This window comes from Paraburkholderia sp. GAS206C (assembly GCF_050435645.1).
Classification (GTDB): Bacteria; Pseudomonadota; Gammaproteobacteria; order Burkholderiales; family Burkholderiaceae; genus Paraburkholderia; species Paraburkholderia phenazinium_B.
The window spans coordinates 415,838-430,941 of record NZ_JBNDKR010000001.1; the positions used below are offsets into that span (position 1 = coordinate 415,838).

At 61.4% G+C, this 15,104-nt stretch carries 13 protein-coding genes; 4 read left to right on the forward strand and 9 right to left on the reverse strand.

Annotation, left to right across the window (positions count from 1 at the left end):
• Window positions 1–161: 161 nt before the first annotated feature.
• Window positions 162–1,067, forward strand: a complete 906-nt coding sequence (locus P3T20_RS01945) for a dihydrodipicolinate synthase family protein (protein WP_074268968.1) — start codon at window positions 162–164, stop codon at window positions 1,065–1,067.
• A 5-nt stretch (window positions 1,068–1,072) separates the two neighbouring features.
• On the opposite strand, the gene P3T20_RS01950 is transcribed toward P3T20_RS01945, so the two are convergent.
• Window positions 1,073–1,792 (reverse strand): response regulator transcription factor, encoded by a 720-nt coding sequence (locus tag P3T20_RS01950; protein ID WP_074268969.1) that lies wholly within the window; start codon window positions 1,790–1,792, stop codon window positions 1,073–1,075.
• Between the two features lie 202 nt (window positions 1,793–1,994).
• On the opposite strand from P3T20_RS01950, the gene P3T20_RS01955 reads away from it, so the two are divergent.
• Window positions 1,995–3,497, forward strand: coding sequence for an MFS transporter (locus tag P3T20_RS01955; RefSeq protein ID WP_429285884.1), 1,503 nt, complete (start codon window positions 1,995–1,997; stop codon window positions 3,495–3,497).
• 126 nt (window positions 3,498–3,623) lie between these two features.
• On the opposite strand, the gene P3T20_RS01960 is transcribed toward P3T20_RS01955, so the two are convergent.
• Entirely contained in the window at window positions 3,624–3,896 is a 273-nt protein-coding gene (locus P3T20_RS01960; RefSeq protein ID WP_074268971.1) for a hypothetical protein, read from the reverse strand.
• A 156-nt stretch (window positions 3,897–4,052) separates the two neighbouring features.
• Window positions 4,053–4,484 carry a DoxX family protein gene (locus tag P3T20_RS01965; protein ID WP_074268972.1) on the reverse strand — a complete coding sequence of 144 codons (432 nt, stop codon included), beginning with the start codon at window positions 4,482–4,484 and terminating at the stop codon, window positions 4,053–4,055.
• 264 nt (window positions 4,485–4,748) lie between these two features.
• Between P3T20_RS01965 and P3T20_RS01970 the strand changes: the two genes are divergently transcribed.
• Both P3T20_RS01970 and P3T20_RS01975 read left to right on the forward strand, forming a co-directional pair.
• On the forward strand, window positions 4,749–5,474 hold the full coding sequence (locus tag P3T20_RS01970; RefSeq protein ID WP_074268973.1) for a DeoR/GlpR family DNA-binding transcription regulator: 726 nt from the start codon (window positions 4,749–4,751) through the stop codon (window positions 5,472–5,474).
• Between the two features lie 245 nt (window positions 5,475–5,719).
• A complete protein-coding gene (locus P3T20_RS01975; protein ID WP_429285885.1) occupies window positions 5,720–6,487 on the forward strand; it encodes an SDR family oxidoreductase in 768 nt (255 codons plus the stop codon).
• A gap of 7 nt (window positions 6,488–6,494) precedes the next feature.
• On the opposite strand, the gene P3T20_RS01980 is transcribed toward P3T20_RS01975, so the two are convergent.
• From P3T20_RS01980 to P3T20_RS02005, 6 genes are all read right to left on the reverse strand, one after another.
• Complete coding sequence (locus P3T20_RS01980) at window positions 6,495–8,645, reverse strand: tetratricopeptide repeat protein (protein ID WP_429285886.1); 2,151 nt, start codon at window positions 8,643–8,645, stop codon at window positions 6,495–6,497.
• A 335-nt stretch (window positions 8,646–8,980) separates the two neighbouring features.
• The gene (locus tag P3T20_RS01985; RefSeq protein WP_429285887.1) at window positions 8,981–9,700 is read right to left on the reverse strand and encodes a head GIN domain-containing protein; all 720 of its coding nucleotides are present in this window, start codon (window positions 9,698–9,700) and stop codon (window positions 8,981–8,983) included.
• Window positions 9,701–9,915: 215 nt separating this feature from the next.
• The gene (locus P3T20_RS01990; protein WP_429285888.1) at window positions 9,916–10,818 is read right to left on the reverse strand and encodes a hypothetical protein; all 903 of its coding nucleotides are present in this window, start codon (window positions 10,816–10,818) and stop codon (window positions 9,916–9,918) included.
• 154 nt (window positions 10,819–10,972) lie between these two features.
• Entirely contained in the window at window positions 10,973–11,488 is a 516-nt protein-coding gene (locus P3T20_RS01995) for an N-acetyltransferase family protein (RefSeq protein ID WP_429285889.1), read from the reverse strand.
• A gap of 35 nt (window positions 11,489–11,523) precedes the next feature.
• Entirely contained in the window at window positions 11,524–11,991 is a 468-nt protein-coding gene (locus tag P3T20_RS02000) for a TIGR02594 family protein (RefSeq protein ID WP_429285890.1), read from the reverse strand.
• A 64-nt stretch (window positions 11,992–12,055) separates the two neighbouring features.
• The gene (locus P3T20_RS02005) at window positions 12,056–15,034 is read right to left on the reverse strand and encodes a putative bifunctional diguanylate cyclase/phosphodiesterase (protein WP_429285891.1); all 2,979 of its coding nucleotides are present in this window, start codon (window positions 15,032–15,034) and stop codon (window positions 12,056–12,058) included.
• Window positions 15,035–15,104: the final 70 nt, after the last annotated feature.

Sequence of the window (15,104 nt, forward strand, 5' to 3'; positions counted from 1 at the left end):
CCCGTAAGACAGCATCGTCACTGGGCATTCAACGGCCTGGCCGAGCGATTCCCGCATACCGCTTGTGCTGAAATCGTCATCGAAGACGCGCGAATCGCGCAAGACGGCGGCTTTTTCCCTGCTTACACTGCGGTCAACTCATCACATTCAGGAGAGACGTCGTGGCGCACATCTGGGAAGGTGTATTACCCGCAGTCACCACCAAATTTCACGCGGATTTCAGCATAGACCGTGCGTGGACGGCGAAGAATATCGAAGCGCAGATCGAGGCCGGTGTGGATGGCATCATCGTGTGCGGCTCGCTCGGCGAAGCCTCGACCCTGTCGCTCGACGAAAAGCTCGAAGTGCTCGATATCGCCGTGGACGCCTCGCGGGGCCGCGTGCCGGTACTCCTGACGATCGCCGAAAACAGCACGCTCGACGCCTGCCGCCAGGCCGAAGCCGGCACGAAACATGGCGCGGCTGGCTATATGGTGCTGCCGGGTCTGCGCTATCTGTCGGACCGGCGCGAGACGCTGCACCACTTCCGTAGCGTCGCAAAAGCTAGCGCGTTGCCGCTAATGATTTATAACAACCCGCTCGCGTACGGCGTCGACACCACGCCTGAGATGTTCGCCGAACTCGCCGACGAGAAGAAAATCGTCGCCATCAAGGAATCGTGCGGCGACGTGCGCCGGGTCACGGACCTGATCAACGCGGTGGGCGATCGCTACGCGATTCTGTGCGGCGTGGACAACCTCGCCATGGAAGCCACCCTGATGGGCGGTCACGGCTGGGTGGCGGGTCTCGTATGCGCGTTTCCGCATGAGACGGTCGCGATTTACAAGCTGATCAAGGCAGGCCGCGTCGACGAAGCCCGCGCGATCTACCGCTGGTTTGCGCCGCTGCTCGCCCTCGATGTCTCGCCGAAGCTGGTGCAGAACATCAAGCTCGCCGAAGCGATGGTGGGACTCGGCACGGAGCATGTGCGCCCGCCGCGTCTGCCGCTTGCAGGCGACGAACGCAAGGCGGTCGAAGCGCTGGTTCGCCACTCGCTCGAAACGCGGCCCACGCTGCCGTCGCTCTGAGCAGATCAGGCCGCGGCTTTCTCGATCTCGGCTTCGGCCTGATGCAGGCTTAGCAACCGGTAGCCGCTCTTGTAGACCGGTTGCAGACGAAAGCCGTTGTCCTGATCGATCTCGAGCAGCAGACGCAGGCGCGACACGTGGCTGTCGATGGTCCGCGTGAACTCGCGGAATTCGCGGCCCCACACCATCGCGAAGATATGGTCGCGCGACAGGACGCGGCCGATGTTGGCGAAGAACAGTGACGCCAGACGATACTGCGTGCCGGACAGCTGCACAGGCACACCCCGCAACGTCACCAGCTGGCGATGCGCGTCGAAGTGATACGGGCCGGCGTCGAACGTCGCCACGCTAAGGCGGTCCGGGTAGGCGCGCCGCAACAGCGCCGCGATGCGCTCGCGGAATTCCGCCGGGCGCACCGGCAACGGCACATAGTCGTCCGCACCCGCCGCGAAGGCGCGCACCGCGGCGGCCTCCGAGCGGTCGTGCGAAGCGAATACCACCGGCATCCGGTCGCCGCCTACGGCGCGCACCGATTTCAGCACGTCGATACCCGATAGACGCATGCCGTTCCAGTCGAGCACGAGCAGGTCTACGGTCGAACGTGCGAGGGCCTTCGACATGCTCAGACCGTCGTCAAAGGTCGCGCAGGTGTGCCCCGCCTGCTGCAGGATCTGTTCGATCGACTGACTCTGCAGGGGGTCGCGCTGAAGGATGGCAATACGCATGAGAAAAACTCTTAACTGTTGGATCGGACGCGATTCTGTTAGTCGCCCGGCCGCCAGCCCATAGGAGCAATCCTAATTTACCCAATGATCGGCATTGTCCGACAGATGAGCCCTGCGTTCTGACGCCGGCGTTCTCCGCCATGCATTGACACTTCATGCCGCGCCGAAACGTCGGCTGCCGCTGAGGCTTACGATGGGTCTTATGAAAACGACCACCGCCCCCTTCACCCCCGCTATCTCGCGCATCGTCGCGACGGTCAGCGTGGGGTTCGTCGTCACGCAGCTCGACGTGACTATCGTCAACATCGCGCTCGCCAAAATCGGCGGCGATCTGCACGCGGACGTCACGGGCCTGCAATGGATCGTCGACGCCTACGCGCTGGCTTTTTCGGTCCTGATGCTGTCGGCCGGCGTGCTCGGCGACAGGCTCGGCGCGCGCCGCATGTATGCCGTCGGCATCGTGATCTTTGCCCTCGCGTCGCTCGCCTGCGGGCTCGCGTTCGACGCCACTATGCTCGTGGCAGCGCGGGCGCTGCAGGGCATCGGCGCCGCCGCGATGTTGCCCAACTCGCTCGCGCTGCTTAACCAGGCCTGCGGACACGATCCAAAGTTGCGGGCGCGGGCTGTGGGTCTGTGGACCGCGGCAGGCGCTGTTTCGATTGCGGCCGGACCGGTGATCGGCGGTCTGCTGATCGCGGGCTTCGGCTGGCGCAGCATCTTTCTCGTCAATCTGCCGATTTGTGCAGCCGGCCTGTTCGCGACCTTCGCCTGGGTGCCGCGGCCGGATGCGACCGCCGTCCCGAACACAACCGTCCCAGGAAATGCACAATCCACCGCACAGGCTGCCCCGCAGCCACGCAGCGTCGACCTGCCCGGCCAGTTACTGGCGATCGTCGCGCTAACGGCGTTTACCGGCGCAGTTATCGAAGGACGTCCGCTCGGCCTCAGCCATCCGCTGGTCGCAGGCGGCTTCATCCTCGCCGTGATCGCGGTCATTGCGTTTGTGACGGTGGAAGCGCGCGTGGCTACCCCGATGTTGCCGCTCTCGCTGTTCCGCAAGCGCACCTTCAGCGCTGCGGTGCTGTTCGGCATCTGCGTGAATCTGACGTACTACGGCATGGTGTTCGTGCTGAGTCTGTATCTGCAACACGTGCGGGGCTACACGCCGCTCGAGGCTGGATTGGCGTTCCTGCCGCTGACCGGCGGATTCCTCGCTTCGAATGTGCTTAGCGGCTGGGTGGTCGGGCGCTATGGCGTGCGTGTGCCGATGATCTGCGGTGCGCTGACCGCTGCGCTCGGCTATGGGCTGCTGCACCTGGTGGGCGCGACGACGCCGCTGATCGGACTGCTGGTGCCGTTCCTGCTGATTCCGTCGGGCATGGGCCTCGCGGTGCCGGCCATGACGACCGCTGTGCTGGCGTCGGTGGAACGGCAGCGTGCCGGCACGGCGTCAGCAGTATTGAATACCGCGCGGCAAGCAGGCGGTGCTGTGGGTGTCGCCGCGTTCGGCGCGCTGGTGAGCGGAGCGGGCGCGGCGCATATCGTGTTCGGCATGCAGGTCGCTACCGCGATCTCGACGGGTCTGTTGCTCGCCGCCCTCGTGCTCGGTTGCCTCGTCCATCCGGAACCGCATGCACAGCAACCGGAGAACGATGGCCGCAAGGAATCATCGGGACGTCGTCTGCGAGCTATTGATCGCGGTTAGCACCGCTAGCGCACAATTCAGATCCATCCCCTGAAAGTACAACGCCCACGCTGAGCCCAGCGTGGGCGTTGTGCGTCGCGGCGAACCAGGCAGCGGTGGACCCGCCGTCCGCCTATCGCGCTACAGCTACAGCGAGGTCTCCTGAATCTCACCGGATTCGAGCGCGCGCGCAATCAGGCCCTCGCTTTCCACCTTGCTGATCGCATCGGCAATCAGCTTGGCCGGTTCTTCAATCTCGGCCTTGATCGTACTGATCAAACCGGACGCGTCGAGGACCACCAGCGTTTTCGCGGAATCGGCGAGGCTGATGATCACACGATGCGGCGTCGGCCCTTCGCCGAGGCTCGCGCAAAACTGCATGACGTTGCCACCGATCGTTTGCTCAAAATTTTGAATCATTGTCGACTCCCTTGAAGACACCTTGAATCGGAACGGCATGTTGGATGGAACATGCCCTGCGCAAACGGTCCTGATGCAGCTATCCCAGCAGCAACCTCCATACCGGGCCCAATTAACGCCGCTTTGCTCACGCTCTCGCGCTGGGGACGCGATTCTTCAGCGCCCCAGACCGCTACGCGGCGCGCGGGCGCCGTCGATACTGATACGGCCCGCACCCGTCACGAACAACAGCAGGAAACCACCCGCAATGCCAATGTTCTTCCAGAAGTGAATCACCATGTCATGCTGCACCACGGCATCCGTCACATTCCAGAAATCGTGTCCGAGGACGGCTGTTGCTACCGTGTACACCGCCATGATGAGCGCCAGCGGGCGAATCTTGAAGCCGAGCACGAGAAACAGGCCGCCGAGCGCCTCCACCGCAGTGGCAAGCGGTGCAGCAATCTGCACGAACGGTACACCCTTCGAGTGCAGATAGCCCACGAAACCCGCGTAACCCAACAGTTTCATCACGCCGCCCCAAAGGAACAAAACGGCAAGGGCAAGACGTGCAATGAGGATTACGCCGGAATCGACGGGTCGCGTCATGAGAAAGGACTCCTGTGAACAGATAAGCAAAAGACCGGGCGATGCGCTGTCAGTTCCCGGAAGGTGCATGTCAGAATATGTGCATTGACTCGCTTCTCCAAGCGAAAACGCGTCACGTCGAGCCCTGATACGGAGAATTTTTCCCTTCGAAAAGCGTCCGATTACACTCCTGATTGCTCGCCGCGCGCGCCCGGTCTTGTTATAATCCTTTCACGATTCCGAACAAAATATAACGAACCCATTGCGTCAGGGCCCGGGACTTCCATGCTGAAAACTGACCGCCTGCGCGCGCTCGCTGACGCGCTGGGCAGACAAAACGTGATGCGCCTGCGCGATGCCGCCGCACTGCTCGGCGTGTCGGAAATGACGGTGCGCCGCGACGTCGCCGCAAGTCCGGGGCAATTCACTTATCTGGGCGGCTACATCGTCAGCGCGACCGACGTACCCAACACCGCCGGGTATTCGCTGGAGCAGGAGAAGGACCACTTCGCGCAAGCCAAGGCTGAGGCCTCGGCGTTCGCCGCGAAGCTGATCGCCGACAACGAAACGCTCTTCATCGATTGCGGCACTACCCTCACCACACTGGCGCGGCTGATTCCTGCCGAGCGACACGTTACCGTGGTCTGCTACTCGTTGAACGTCGCGGAGATTTTACGGCGCAAACCCAACGTGCGGATGATCCTGCTGGGCGGCGTGTATGTGCCGTCATCGGATTCGTTCGCCGGGGAAGAAAGCATCGAGATGCTGCGCCGCATGGGCATCAACAAGGCGTTCATTTCAGCAGGCGGAGTAGATCCGGCACGCGGCGTCACCTGCTGGAATTTTCATGAGGTCGCGCTCAAGCAGGCGGCCATGGCGAGTGCGGTGGAGCGGCATCTGGTAGTCGATACGAGCAAGTTCGGCGCGGTTAAAGCGGTCCGGTTCTCGCAGGTCGACGATTTCGATTCGATCATCACCGAGAAAGGCCAGGAGTTGCGCCGGCGCAAGTGAGCGCGATCACGGATACGGCACTGGCCTCCACATCCGCTACATTCAGAACGATGTGGTCGATGCTGTCTATCGAGAAGCTCATGATCGTCGAAAGTAAGTTGGTGCATCATCAGGTTGAAGTGAGCAGCAGCCTGCCGGAGGATGCGTCGGCAGCGCCGGCCAGGTGGGTGCCACTCCTGAAAAGTACCATGTGGAGGAGATTTGCATCGGCTCACTCCTGAATACCCGTCAAAAAGGAAACCCAGATGACTCAGCTATTTGATTTGAGCGGCCGCACTGCCCTCGTCACCGGCTCGGCGCGTGGCATCGGCTTCGCGCTCGCTGAAGGGCTTGCTGCCGCGGGAGCCCGCGTCGTATTGAACGGCACGCGCGCCGATACGGTCGCTCAAGCTGTGGCGCGGCTCAAAGACAAGGGCCTCGACGTCCAGGGCCGTGCCTTCGATGTGACTGACGAACAGGCTGTGGCCGACGCATTCGCGCAGTGGGACACAGACGGTATAAAGATAGATATCCTGATCAATAACGCCGGCATCCAGTTTCGCAAGCCACTCGTAGAACTCGAGTTGAGCGACTGGCAGCGCGTGATCGACACCAACCTCACGAGCGCCTTCATTGTCGCCAGGCAGGCCGCCAAACGCATGATCGCGCGTGGCGCGGCAGGCAAAATCGTCAATATCGGCTCGATTATCAGCGAGAACGCGCGTGCCACCGTGGGCGCGTACGCGGCAGCCAAAGGCGGCATCAAGATGCTCACCAAGGCCATGAGCGCCGAGTGGGCGTCATCGAACATTCAGGCCAATGCGATTGGGCCCGGCTATATCCTGACCGATATGAACAAGGCGCTGGTGGAAAACGCAGCGTTCGATGCGTGGGTCAAAAGCAGCAACCCGTCTCAGCGCTGGGGTACGCCCGAGGAACTCGTCGGCACCGCGGTTTATCTTTCGTCAGCGGCATCGAGCTACGTGAACGGCCAGATCATTTACGTCGATGGGGGTTGGCTCGCAGTGCTGTAAGCGATCCTCAGCTCTCCAAAGCAAGCGGCGCCGCGAATTCCACCATACACGCTTCACGAACCCGCTCGACCACCGCGGGCCAGCTTTCGCTTGCCGCTTGCCGGAACAGTCGCACCGTGTGCGGATACCACGGCGAGTCGCTGCGTTCATGCATCCACCGCCAGTCGATACCGTGCCCTGGCAGCATGATCCAGCAAGGCTTGCCCATCGAGGCAGCCAGGTGACCAATCGACGTATCGACGCAGATCACCAGATCGAGCTGCGCGATGATCGCAGCACTATCGGCCAGATCTGCTACTTCCGAGCCGAGATGCAGCAGTGGCTGCCCATCTGGAGGACACTGCGCCTCGTCTTCGGCCTGGCCTTTCTGCAGGCTCACGAACTGGACATCCGGCACACTCCACAGCGGCGCCAGCGTTGTCAAGGACGGTAGTGACCGGTTGGCGTCATTGTGATGTCGCGGGTTGCCTTTCCATACCAGCCCGACCTTGCGCCCTGCAGGCAGCGCCGCGAGCCGCGAGCGCCACTGATCGAGAAGCGGCTCGGCGAGCTTCAGGTGACCGGCAGGCGGAATGGTGTCCGGGGTGGTATGCAGATGCAGCGGCGCACTGAGCAGGCTGGTCCAGCGGTCGAATCCGGACGCCAACCGCAACCCGCCTTGATGGTCGAGCACCGCATCGACACCCTCCACCGCAGCCATCAGGCGGTGCAGCGGGGCCATGCAGACAACCGTAATCGTGGCCGCGCCCCGCGCCTTGAGGAGCGGAAGATAGCGGCTGAACTGCAGAATGTCGCCGAGGCCATCCTCTTGCCAGATCAACAACGACTTGCCGGCGAGGTCATCGCCACGCCAGTGCTGACAGGGCAACATCGCGACAGTCTTCGGGTGGATATAGTCCGGCTTCTGATAGCGAGACTCATAAAGCCGCCAGCCCTCTTCGAACGCACCGGTGCTGAGCAGCAGTGTCGCGAGAGCGAATTTCGCATCGGCATAGTCTGGGCGGATCGCGATCGCCTGCCGGTATGCTGCTTCGGCTTCCTCTAGCCGATTGAGCTCCTTCCGGACGTTGCCAAGGTTGTAATGGGCCTCGACGACATTGGGGCGCAGCGCGATCGCCTGCTGGTATGCAACAGCAGCTTCCGACCAGCGCTCGAGTACCTGGAGGACACTGCCCAGGTTGTTATGCGCTTCGACGCCGTTCGGATTGATGTGCAGCGCCTCGCGATAGACCGCCTCCGCATCGGCGAGCCGATTCATCCCGTGCAGCACGATGCCAAGGTTGTAGCACGCCTCCGCGTAATCGGGACGCAACGCTAGCGCCTGCCGGTAGCACGCCTCGGCTTCGGGCAGCTTTTTGAGGTCGGCCATTACGGTGCCGAGATTGTTGTGCGCCTCGGCGTAGCCCGGACGAATCGTCACGGCCAGCCGGCACGCGAGTTCCGCTTCGGATAGCCGCGTGAGCAGCTTGAGCACGCTGCCCAGGTTATTGAGCGCCTCGGGATACTGAGGGCGGATCGTCAACGCCTGACGGTAAGCCTGATCCGCCTCGGGCAAGCGGCCCAGTTCCTTGAGCACGTTGCCCAGGTTGTTGTGCGTCTCGGCAGAACCGGGCCGCAACGCCAGCGATTGCCGGTAAGCGGCCTCAGCCTCATGCAAACGGCGCAGTTCGTAGAGGACGATGCCCAGGTTGTAGTGCGCCTCCGCGTAATCGGGACGTACGGCGAGCGCCTGTCGGTAGGCCGCCTCTGCGTCAGGCAGACGCTTGAGACCACACAGCACTGCACCAAGGTTGTTATACGCCTGGGCCTGATCGGGGCGGATGGCCACGACGCTGCGGAACATTGCCTCCGCTTCTGACAGGCGGCCAAGCCCCTTCAGCAACATGCCGAGGTTGTTGTAGCCATCTGCGAAATCGGGCTTTAGCGCGATCGACTCGCGCCAGTAAGTCTCCGCTTCGGTCGATCGGTTCAGCCCGTGCGCCGCGATTGCGGCGACGCTAAGTGTTCCGACGAGTACGGGTACGGCGACGCTGGCACGCGTTTCAAGGATAGGCTGTACCAATGCCAGCGCCTCGGCGAATTTCCCGGTGGAACAGAGCATAGCCGCGGACTGTACGGTTTCTGCATGGGAGGGCGCGAGCGTCGATGCCGGAGTCATGAATAGGGGTTGCCGATGTCAGCGTCTGTAAGGTCAGGGAAAGCGATTTGCTAGCAGCAGGTTCAACGCGCACGTGTCGTGCGGATGCGCCCACTGCTGACGGAACGCCCCAAACGCAGGTTAAGGCAATTGAGGCTAATGCGATGGGAGGAAATGAACGTGTTGGAGCACGTTATTCAGGAGATGGGGGTATAGAGGACCGCACGGCTGAGTCTGCAGTGCTCCAGTGCGGTACCCACAGACACCTTACGCCTGTAAGGCCATATGCAGGAGTGGCAGGAGTAGAGACGGTCTGTCCACGCCGTCTGGCGGAGGCGATCCGCACTACCCGATAGCTATTCGAAATGCACATCCCCGGAGCCGGTCCGGTTCACTATTTTCGTTGGTGGATTGCCAACAATCCGAACGTCACCGGATCCCGTTAGAGAGACGATTGCCGTGTTCGCCGCATATCCTCGCAAATCGCCGGAGCCCCTCATACTCGCATTTAGCGTTTTCGCATGGACCGAACGCGCGTCTACTCCGCCCGAGCCTTTGATCGAGACATTGACCGTGGCGACGTGGCCCGATGCCACGATCGAGCCAGAACCGGAGACGTCGAGGTTCAGAGAATCGCCGCTGAGGCCGGAAGCATTCAGCGATCCCGAACCCGACAGACTCACCGCGAGCAGCGAAGGACTGGTAACCGTCACCTTGATCGGCCTCCTCAGCATCACCGAATCCGTAAGCTGGATAGTCAATACATTGTCTTTCACGGTCGTAAGCACCAGTGGCACGACATCGGCCGGACCGGAAACCGTAACGGACGTATTCGCGCCGGTAGAAAAAGTCACATCCACGGGCGCACGCAAGTCAATGCCCGAAAACTTGCCGGGCTGGCGCGCTTCCGATTTATCTGCGCCTGCGCCGGGGGACACCGCTACCGGTGAATCGACACGCATGATGGCGCCGTTGTTGCTCTGGGCGAGCGCAACACTGGCGAGGATGCTGCCAGCCGCTACGACGGCCAGGCGAACGATGGACGGTCTCATAGTTCTCCCGATCAGTTCAGTCAAGTCAAGCCGGTCTAAAGCAGCTCCGGTTGCAGATCATGCACCTCACGAGCCGGTCGCGTCAAACCACTAGACGCTTGAGATTTCGACGGCCTATGAGAAGCGAAGCAGTGTGCAGGCCTAACGATCGCTGCGCAGCAGACCGTAGAGCGCGCTGTCCGGCACTTCGCCGCCGACAATCCAGCGCTCGGCAAGCGGATGGAGAGCAGCGCTTACCCTCATCCGAGCATGCTGTATAGCGGCTTAGCTTTGCCGGCGAACCAGTCCTTCAGCGACTCGTCGTCCCAACCTTCCGCTATCGCAGCCGCTTGCCGAAGCCACCCCGCGCCCTCCTCTCGCCGCTCAAGTCCGAAAAGCGCTTGCGCCGACTCAAGCATCAGGAAGGCACGATCGACGTCTTCGCTGCCATGGGTTTCAATCAGCTGCCTGCCGCGCTCCGCCGCTTCAAGTGCCTTTGCGCATTCGCCAAAACGATTGAATACCAGCGCACAAAGGTAATCCGCCCGCTCGTGATTGACCCACGTTCCCGCGCGATGCCAAAGCTCGCGCGCGGCAAACGCTCCGTCTGTCATCGCCTCTCGAACCTGAGACTGCGCTAGCGTTTCATCATCCAGTTCGAGCAGCGCGGAGACGATGTTGTTCAGGCTTGCCGCCACGAGCGTGTCGGCATCCTTTGTTTCGTCCCATTGTCTGACCGCTGCCACTACGGTCTGCAAGGCAATGGCTGCGTCGACTGCGCGCTCGCGTATCGCCAAGAAGCTGAGCGCTGCTGCGCGCACGACCGTCGTGGCCTGATCCGGTAGCAATCCGTGCTGTGTCATCCGGCGCTCCAACTTGAGGCCGGTCAGAAGATCGCCGCTGAGATGTGCCGCCACCGCCGCATTGCGCAATGCGGCGAGGGGTATGGTTTCATGAGCCGAGGATGCTTTGACAATCAGCTCGTACGCCTCGCTCCAGCGTTGATATTTTTCGCCAATCACGTGAACGCACAGCCACGAGAAGCGCCCTAGCTGATCGGCAGGTACTGGCGACTGAGCGATGTGCCTAAGCTGGCCGGCGGCAGCTTCGGGTTCGTCGTCGTGGTTCTGCATTAGCAGGCTGAGTTCTTCTGCGACCGTCATCGTGCGTATTCCCTTGTTGGCAATCGGAATATTCAAACAGCGTGGCGCTTGTGGTGTTTAACGGCGGGAGCTGGCCGGCACATCGCGTGGGTTGCCTGCGCTTGCCTACGACCTTGAGCAAGGACGCGTAACCGTGCCACAGACATTCATTCGATCAGTCACTCAAAGCGCGATGGTAACGAAGTTCAACAAGCGACGCACCACCGATTTGCGTTGACTTGCTCGAACCATCATGAACAAAGCCCAGCTTTCGATAAGCCGCTATCGCGCGATGATTCTCCGCCAATACCCAAAGCGCCACGTGCTCATATCCCGCGTCTCGCAGCTGCATCTTTACTGCATCGCTCAAGCGCCGGCCCACTCCTTTGCCCCACCACGACGGCAACACATAGAAGGCTTCCACTTCGGCCCATTGACTGTCCTTGTCCTCATCGCGGCTACGGCCAAACGCGATCCAGCCGACGAGCACGTGGCCGGTGTGCGCAAGCAACACGCGGATGCGCCCACTTCCAAGCGCCTTCTGCCATCCAGCGGTGCGCCCTGCGACGGTCAGGTCGTTTAGAAACTGCTCCGGAATGATTCCGATGTAAGCGGCCTGCCATGTCGCCACGTGGACCGTCGCGATCGCCTCGGCGTCTTCGAGATTCGCTTCTCGTACTTCAATCGACATCGATACGGTTTCCTGATTATTTGCAGCAGGCCATATTATCTAAAGACACCGCCCGCTGGCCAGCGATAACCCAACACCGACTCACGCGGATAGGCGTTTTCGCAGACGCGACCCAACTGGTTGCCGCCCCACAGGTAAACGTTTTGTGCATCCTGGCGCAAGAAAAAGCCAACATGCCCTTTCCAGCTATCGGGCTCGTCACGATACAGCACGGCAACGCATCCTAAAGCCGGTTGCTCGAGCGCCTCACCCCACTCAAGCCACGAACGGGCTAATGCCGATCCAGTCCCAGCGATGTCAAGTTGCGCCAGACACCAGTTCACGAACGACGAGCACCACGAGGCTTTATCGTCATAGCCGCGAATATTCGTGTGCGAATGGTATTCGGTGATGCGTGGATTGCTTTGCCCCAGCGGATACTGGGCCACGCCAGTTTCCCCGCGGGCGACGGCAAGCCAGGGTGGCCCCACGCCCGCATCGGGTTGGTATTGAAGATCGTCCATGGATCAAATTGCAAAGGAAACGACGCCTACCCTACACTTGCGTGCCCGCTCAATGCAAGTCCGCTCAATGCAAGCCGGCTCGCACGCGAATTTCATATTCTTCTTCGATACGCGGCGCGGGTTCGAGCAGGCTATTGACGAAATCTTGAGTGGCGGGATCTTCGATGAAGCTCGCGGCCGAACCGGCAGTCAGAATCGCAGCGCTTTCCTGCGGTCTCGCGATAACATACCCCTGCACGTAGTCCACGCCGATCTCTTTCAGCGCGCGCAGCGTATCGGCATCTTCCACCCACTCGGCAATGCTGCGCATGCCGAGGTTTCGCGCAAGCGCGACGATCGCCTCCACAATCGCCGTATCCGCAGGATGCGCGCACATCGTACGAATGAACTCGCCGTCGATTTTCAACGCGTCGGCCGAGAGATCTTTCAGATACTTGAACGATGTATAGCCTGCGCCGAAATCATCGAGCGCAATCTTGCCGCCCATATCGTGGACGCGAGCAATAAAGCGCTGTGTATTCTCAAGATCGTGCAGCGCCACGCTTTCGGTGATTTCGAGGCACAGGTAGCGAACAATCGGGCGATAGCGTGCGAACAGCGCAAAGATGTCTTCCATGAACTGCTCGTCGTTGAGCGAGCCGCCGCTCAGATTGACGCAGACAAAACGCGTCTTCGACAACGCATGCCGGTTGGTCTCGATCCAGTCGAGCACAGTAGCAAGCACCCATTTGTCGATGGCCGCAATGTTGCCGGACTCTTCCGCCGCCACGATCACCTTGCCGGCCGGCAGCGTCGTACCATCCGGCGCGCGCCAGCGAAGCAGCACTTCGAAATCGAGCGAAGCGGTCGGCGCCGCGAGCGACATGATCGGTTGCATCACCAGGAACAGACCGGGCGGCAGGCGGTTTTGACCCAGCGTCTCGACCAGCATCAGTTCCTTGGCGCGCTCCTCGAAGGCGGCCGCGCCCTTGCGATACGTGACGAGATGCCCGTGTGCCACGTTCTTCGCCTCGCGGCACGCACCGTCTGCGTTGGATAGCGCGTCCTGCACGCGTACCCCGTGCGAGCACTCCACCAGTCCGATCGACGCCTTGACCTGAAACGCGCAATTGCCTACCTGATACGGCGCGGCACTGAGCACGGTGACCAGCTCGCGGCATTGCTCGATCGCATCGTCGATACCCGTATTGCTCATCACACAGATAAACTCGTCTCCACCGATCCGTCCCACCGAATAATCGGACCTCACCACCGAGCGGGTACGCGCTGCAACCTGCTTGAGCACCTCGTCACCGGCGCGGTGACCGAACAGATCGTTGACGAGCTTGAAGCGGTCAAGATCGATATACGCGAGCGCCCACGGTGCGTTTTCGTCGCTTTGTTCGGCGATGGCCCGCTCGACTCCGCGGCGATTCAGCGAGGCGGTTAGCGGATCGTGCTCCGCGAGAAAATGCAGCCGCTCGATAGCCTTCGAGCGCTCCGTCACGTCCTGCAACGATGCTTCGATCCAGCCGTTCGAATGCGTGGCCTTGAGCGAATAGCGCCGCTCAGCCGTGCCGGTTTCGAGCGAGCCGCCCAGTTCGAGTTCGGCCTCACTGCCCTTCTGCGCCAGCGCCTGCAATGAACCCCAGGCGCCCGGTTCGAAATAGTCCTTCCAGTGACGGTCCCTGTATTCGCCCTTGCGCATATCGAGCATCGCACGCAGCGCGGGATTGGCCCGCACGAACCGTCCGTTCTCATCCAGGGTGAAGAGACCGATCGGCGCAACATCATAGGTATTGCGCAACTCCGTCTGCATGCGGCGGCGGCGCTCGCGATCGGCGCGCATCTGCTCCGCAATCGCGAATGCAGCCATCATGCTCGACGACAGCGCTGCGATCACGGGATTCACGCCGCCAAACAGCAGCTTGATGCCGAACGCCGCACCCAGCACCTCGGAGAAGATCGAAAACAGCACGACCGCCATCGACGCCACGTACCACAGCACAGTACGCGAACGCGTTGTCCACACCAGCCGCGCAAGCAGGAAAATCAGCACGACCATGCCCAGGCTGCTGAGCGCCCACAGCACCGGGATGAACTGCGCATAGCGCAGCGTGGCGGCTGCCACGAGCATCAGAAGACCGTTGTATTGCACGATCCGCAGCATCCAGCGAAAGCCTTCTCCTTTCAGCTCGCGGCGGAACAGTTGGCCGAACAAAGCTACCGTGAGCATGTAGTACACGGCGAAGGTGGCCTGACGCAGCAACTGCATGTGATCGGGCGGAATGATGCGGCCGATCCATTCCATGTCCCAGCCCATCGCATTCGCACAGAGCCGCAGATTGCCGACGAGCCACGCCGCGAAAATCACATACGTCCATTCACGATTGATCAGCGCGGTCACGAAGACGAACACAGCCAGCGTCAACAGACCGCCCGCAATCAAAGCCGAGTTTTCCTGGAAGTCGAGCGCTGAACGATCGAGGTCGTGCGCGCTCCAGGCAAGTGCGTTCAGATACGCAGGACCCGAAAATGTTCCGCGGCACAAGACAGTACTTGGGGCAGACACCGGCGCGTCGACGGCGAGCTCGAACCCCGCCTTGATCGGGCTGATCTTGCCGCTGACACCCCGGCGATCACCTTGCCCAAGCGGCGCCAAAGTCGATGCGTTCCAGCACGCGATTGTCTGTGCGTGACGAGACGGAAATTCAATCAGCGTGGGCTGCCCCGATTTGATGACGGGTACGTCGAACAAAAACCAGAAAGGAGTTTCGGCGAGCCGCGTGCTGTAGCGCCGCGTAGAAGACGCCTGCAATTGCCCGCTCAGGGCTTGCAGCGCCTCGGCCGGCGTAAGCGAACTGGTCTTGTCAGGGACGACATGAAGATTCACAACAAGCGAGCCGTTCGACTCGAATTGTCTTGGCGCCCACAGAAAAGCGACGACCGTCGCGGCCGCGATGAGTCCCGGCACGAGATACACCGAGAATGCGAACAGCAGCCAGTCGATGAACGACCCCGCACGCATGTACCTCGATCGCGAGAAGAAAGTCGCCAATTCCATACCTGGAATTCCCCTAGTGCGGCAGCGCTTCTATTTGGGCAATGACAGAGCCTGAATGGCTCTGCCATCG

What these genes read in the sequence shown, in the direction of transcription:
- P3T20_RS01970 (WP_074268973.1), top strand. Translation starts at nt 4,749, where the DNA reads ATGCTGAAAACTGACCGCCTGCGCGCGCTCGCTGACGCGCTGGGCAGA.
- P3T20_RS01960 (WP_074268971.1), bottom strand. Translation starts at nt 3,896, where the DNA reads ATGATTCAAAATTTTGAGCAAACGATCGGTGGCAACGTCATGCAGTTT.
- P3T20_RS02005 (WP_429285891.1), bottom strand. Translation starts at nt 15,034, where the DNA reads ATGGAATTGGCGACTTTCTTCTCGCGATCGAGGTACATGCGTGCGGGG.
- P3T20_RS01955 (WP_429285884.1), top strand. Translation starts at nt 1,995, where the DNA reads ATGAAAACGACCACCGCCCCCTTCACCCCCGCTATCTCGCGCATCGTC.
- P3T20_RS01975 (WP_429285885.1), top strand. Translation starts at nt 5,720, where the DNA reads ATGACTCAGCTATTTGATTTGAGCGGCCGCACTGCCCTCGTCACCGGC.
- P3T20_RS02000 (WP_429285890.1), bottom strand. Translation starts at nt 11,991, where the DNA reads ATGGACGATCTTCAATACCAACCCGATGCGGGCGTGGGGCCACCCTGG.
- P3T20_RS01980 (WP_429285886.1), bottom strand. Translation starts at nt 8,645, where the DNA reads ATGACTCCGGCATCGACGCTCGCGCCCTCCCATGCAGAAACCGTACAG.
- P3T20_RS01995 (WP_429285889.1), bottom strand. Translation starts at nt 11,488, where the DNA reads ATGTCGATTGAAGTACGAGAAGCGAATCTCGAAGACGCCGAGGCGATC.
- P3T20_RS01965 (WP_074268972.1), bottom strand. Translation starts at nt 4,484, where the DNA reads ATGACGCGACCCGTCGATTCCGGCGTAATCCTCATTGCACGTCTTGCC.
- P3T20_RS01990 (WP_429285888.1), bottom strand. Translation starts at nt 10,818, where the DNA reads ATGACGGTCGCAGAAGAACTCAGCCTGCTAATGCAGAACCACGACGAC.
- P3T20_RS01950 (WP_074268969.1), bottom strand. Translation starts at nt 1,792, where the DNA reads ATGCGTATTGCCATCCTTCAGCGCGACCCCCTGCAGAGTCAGTCGATC.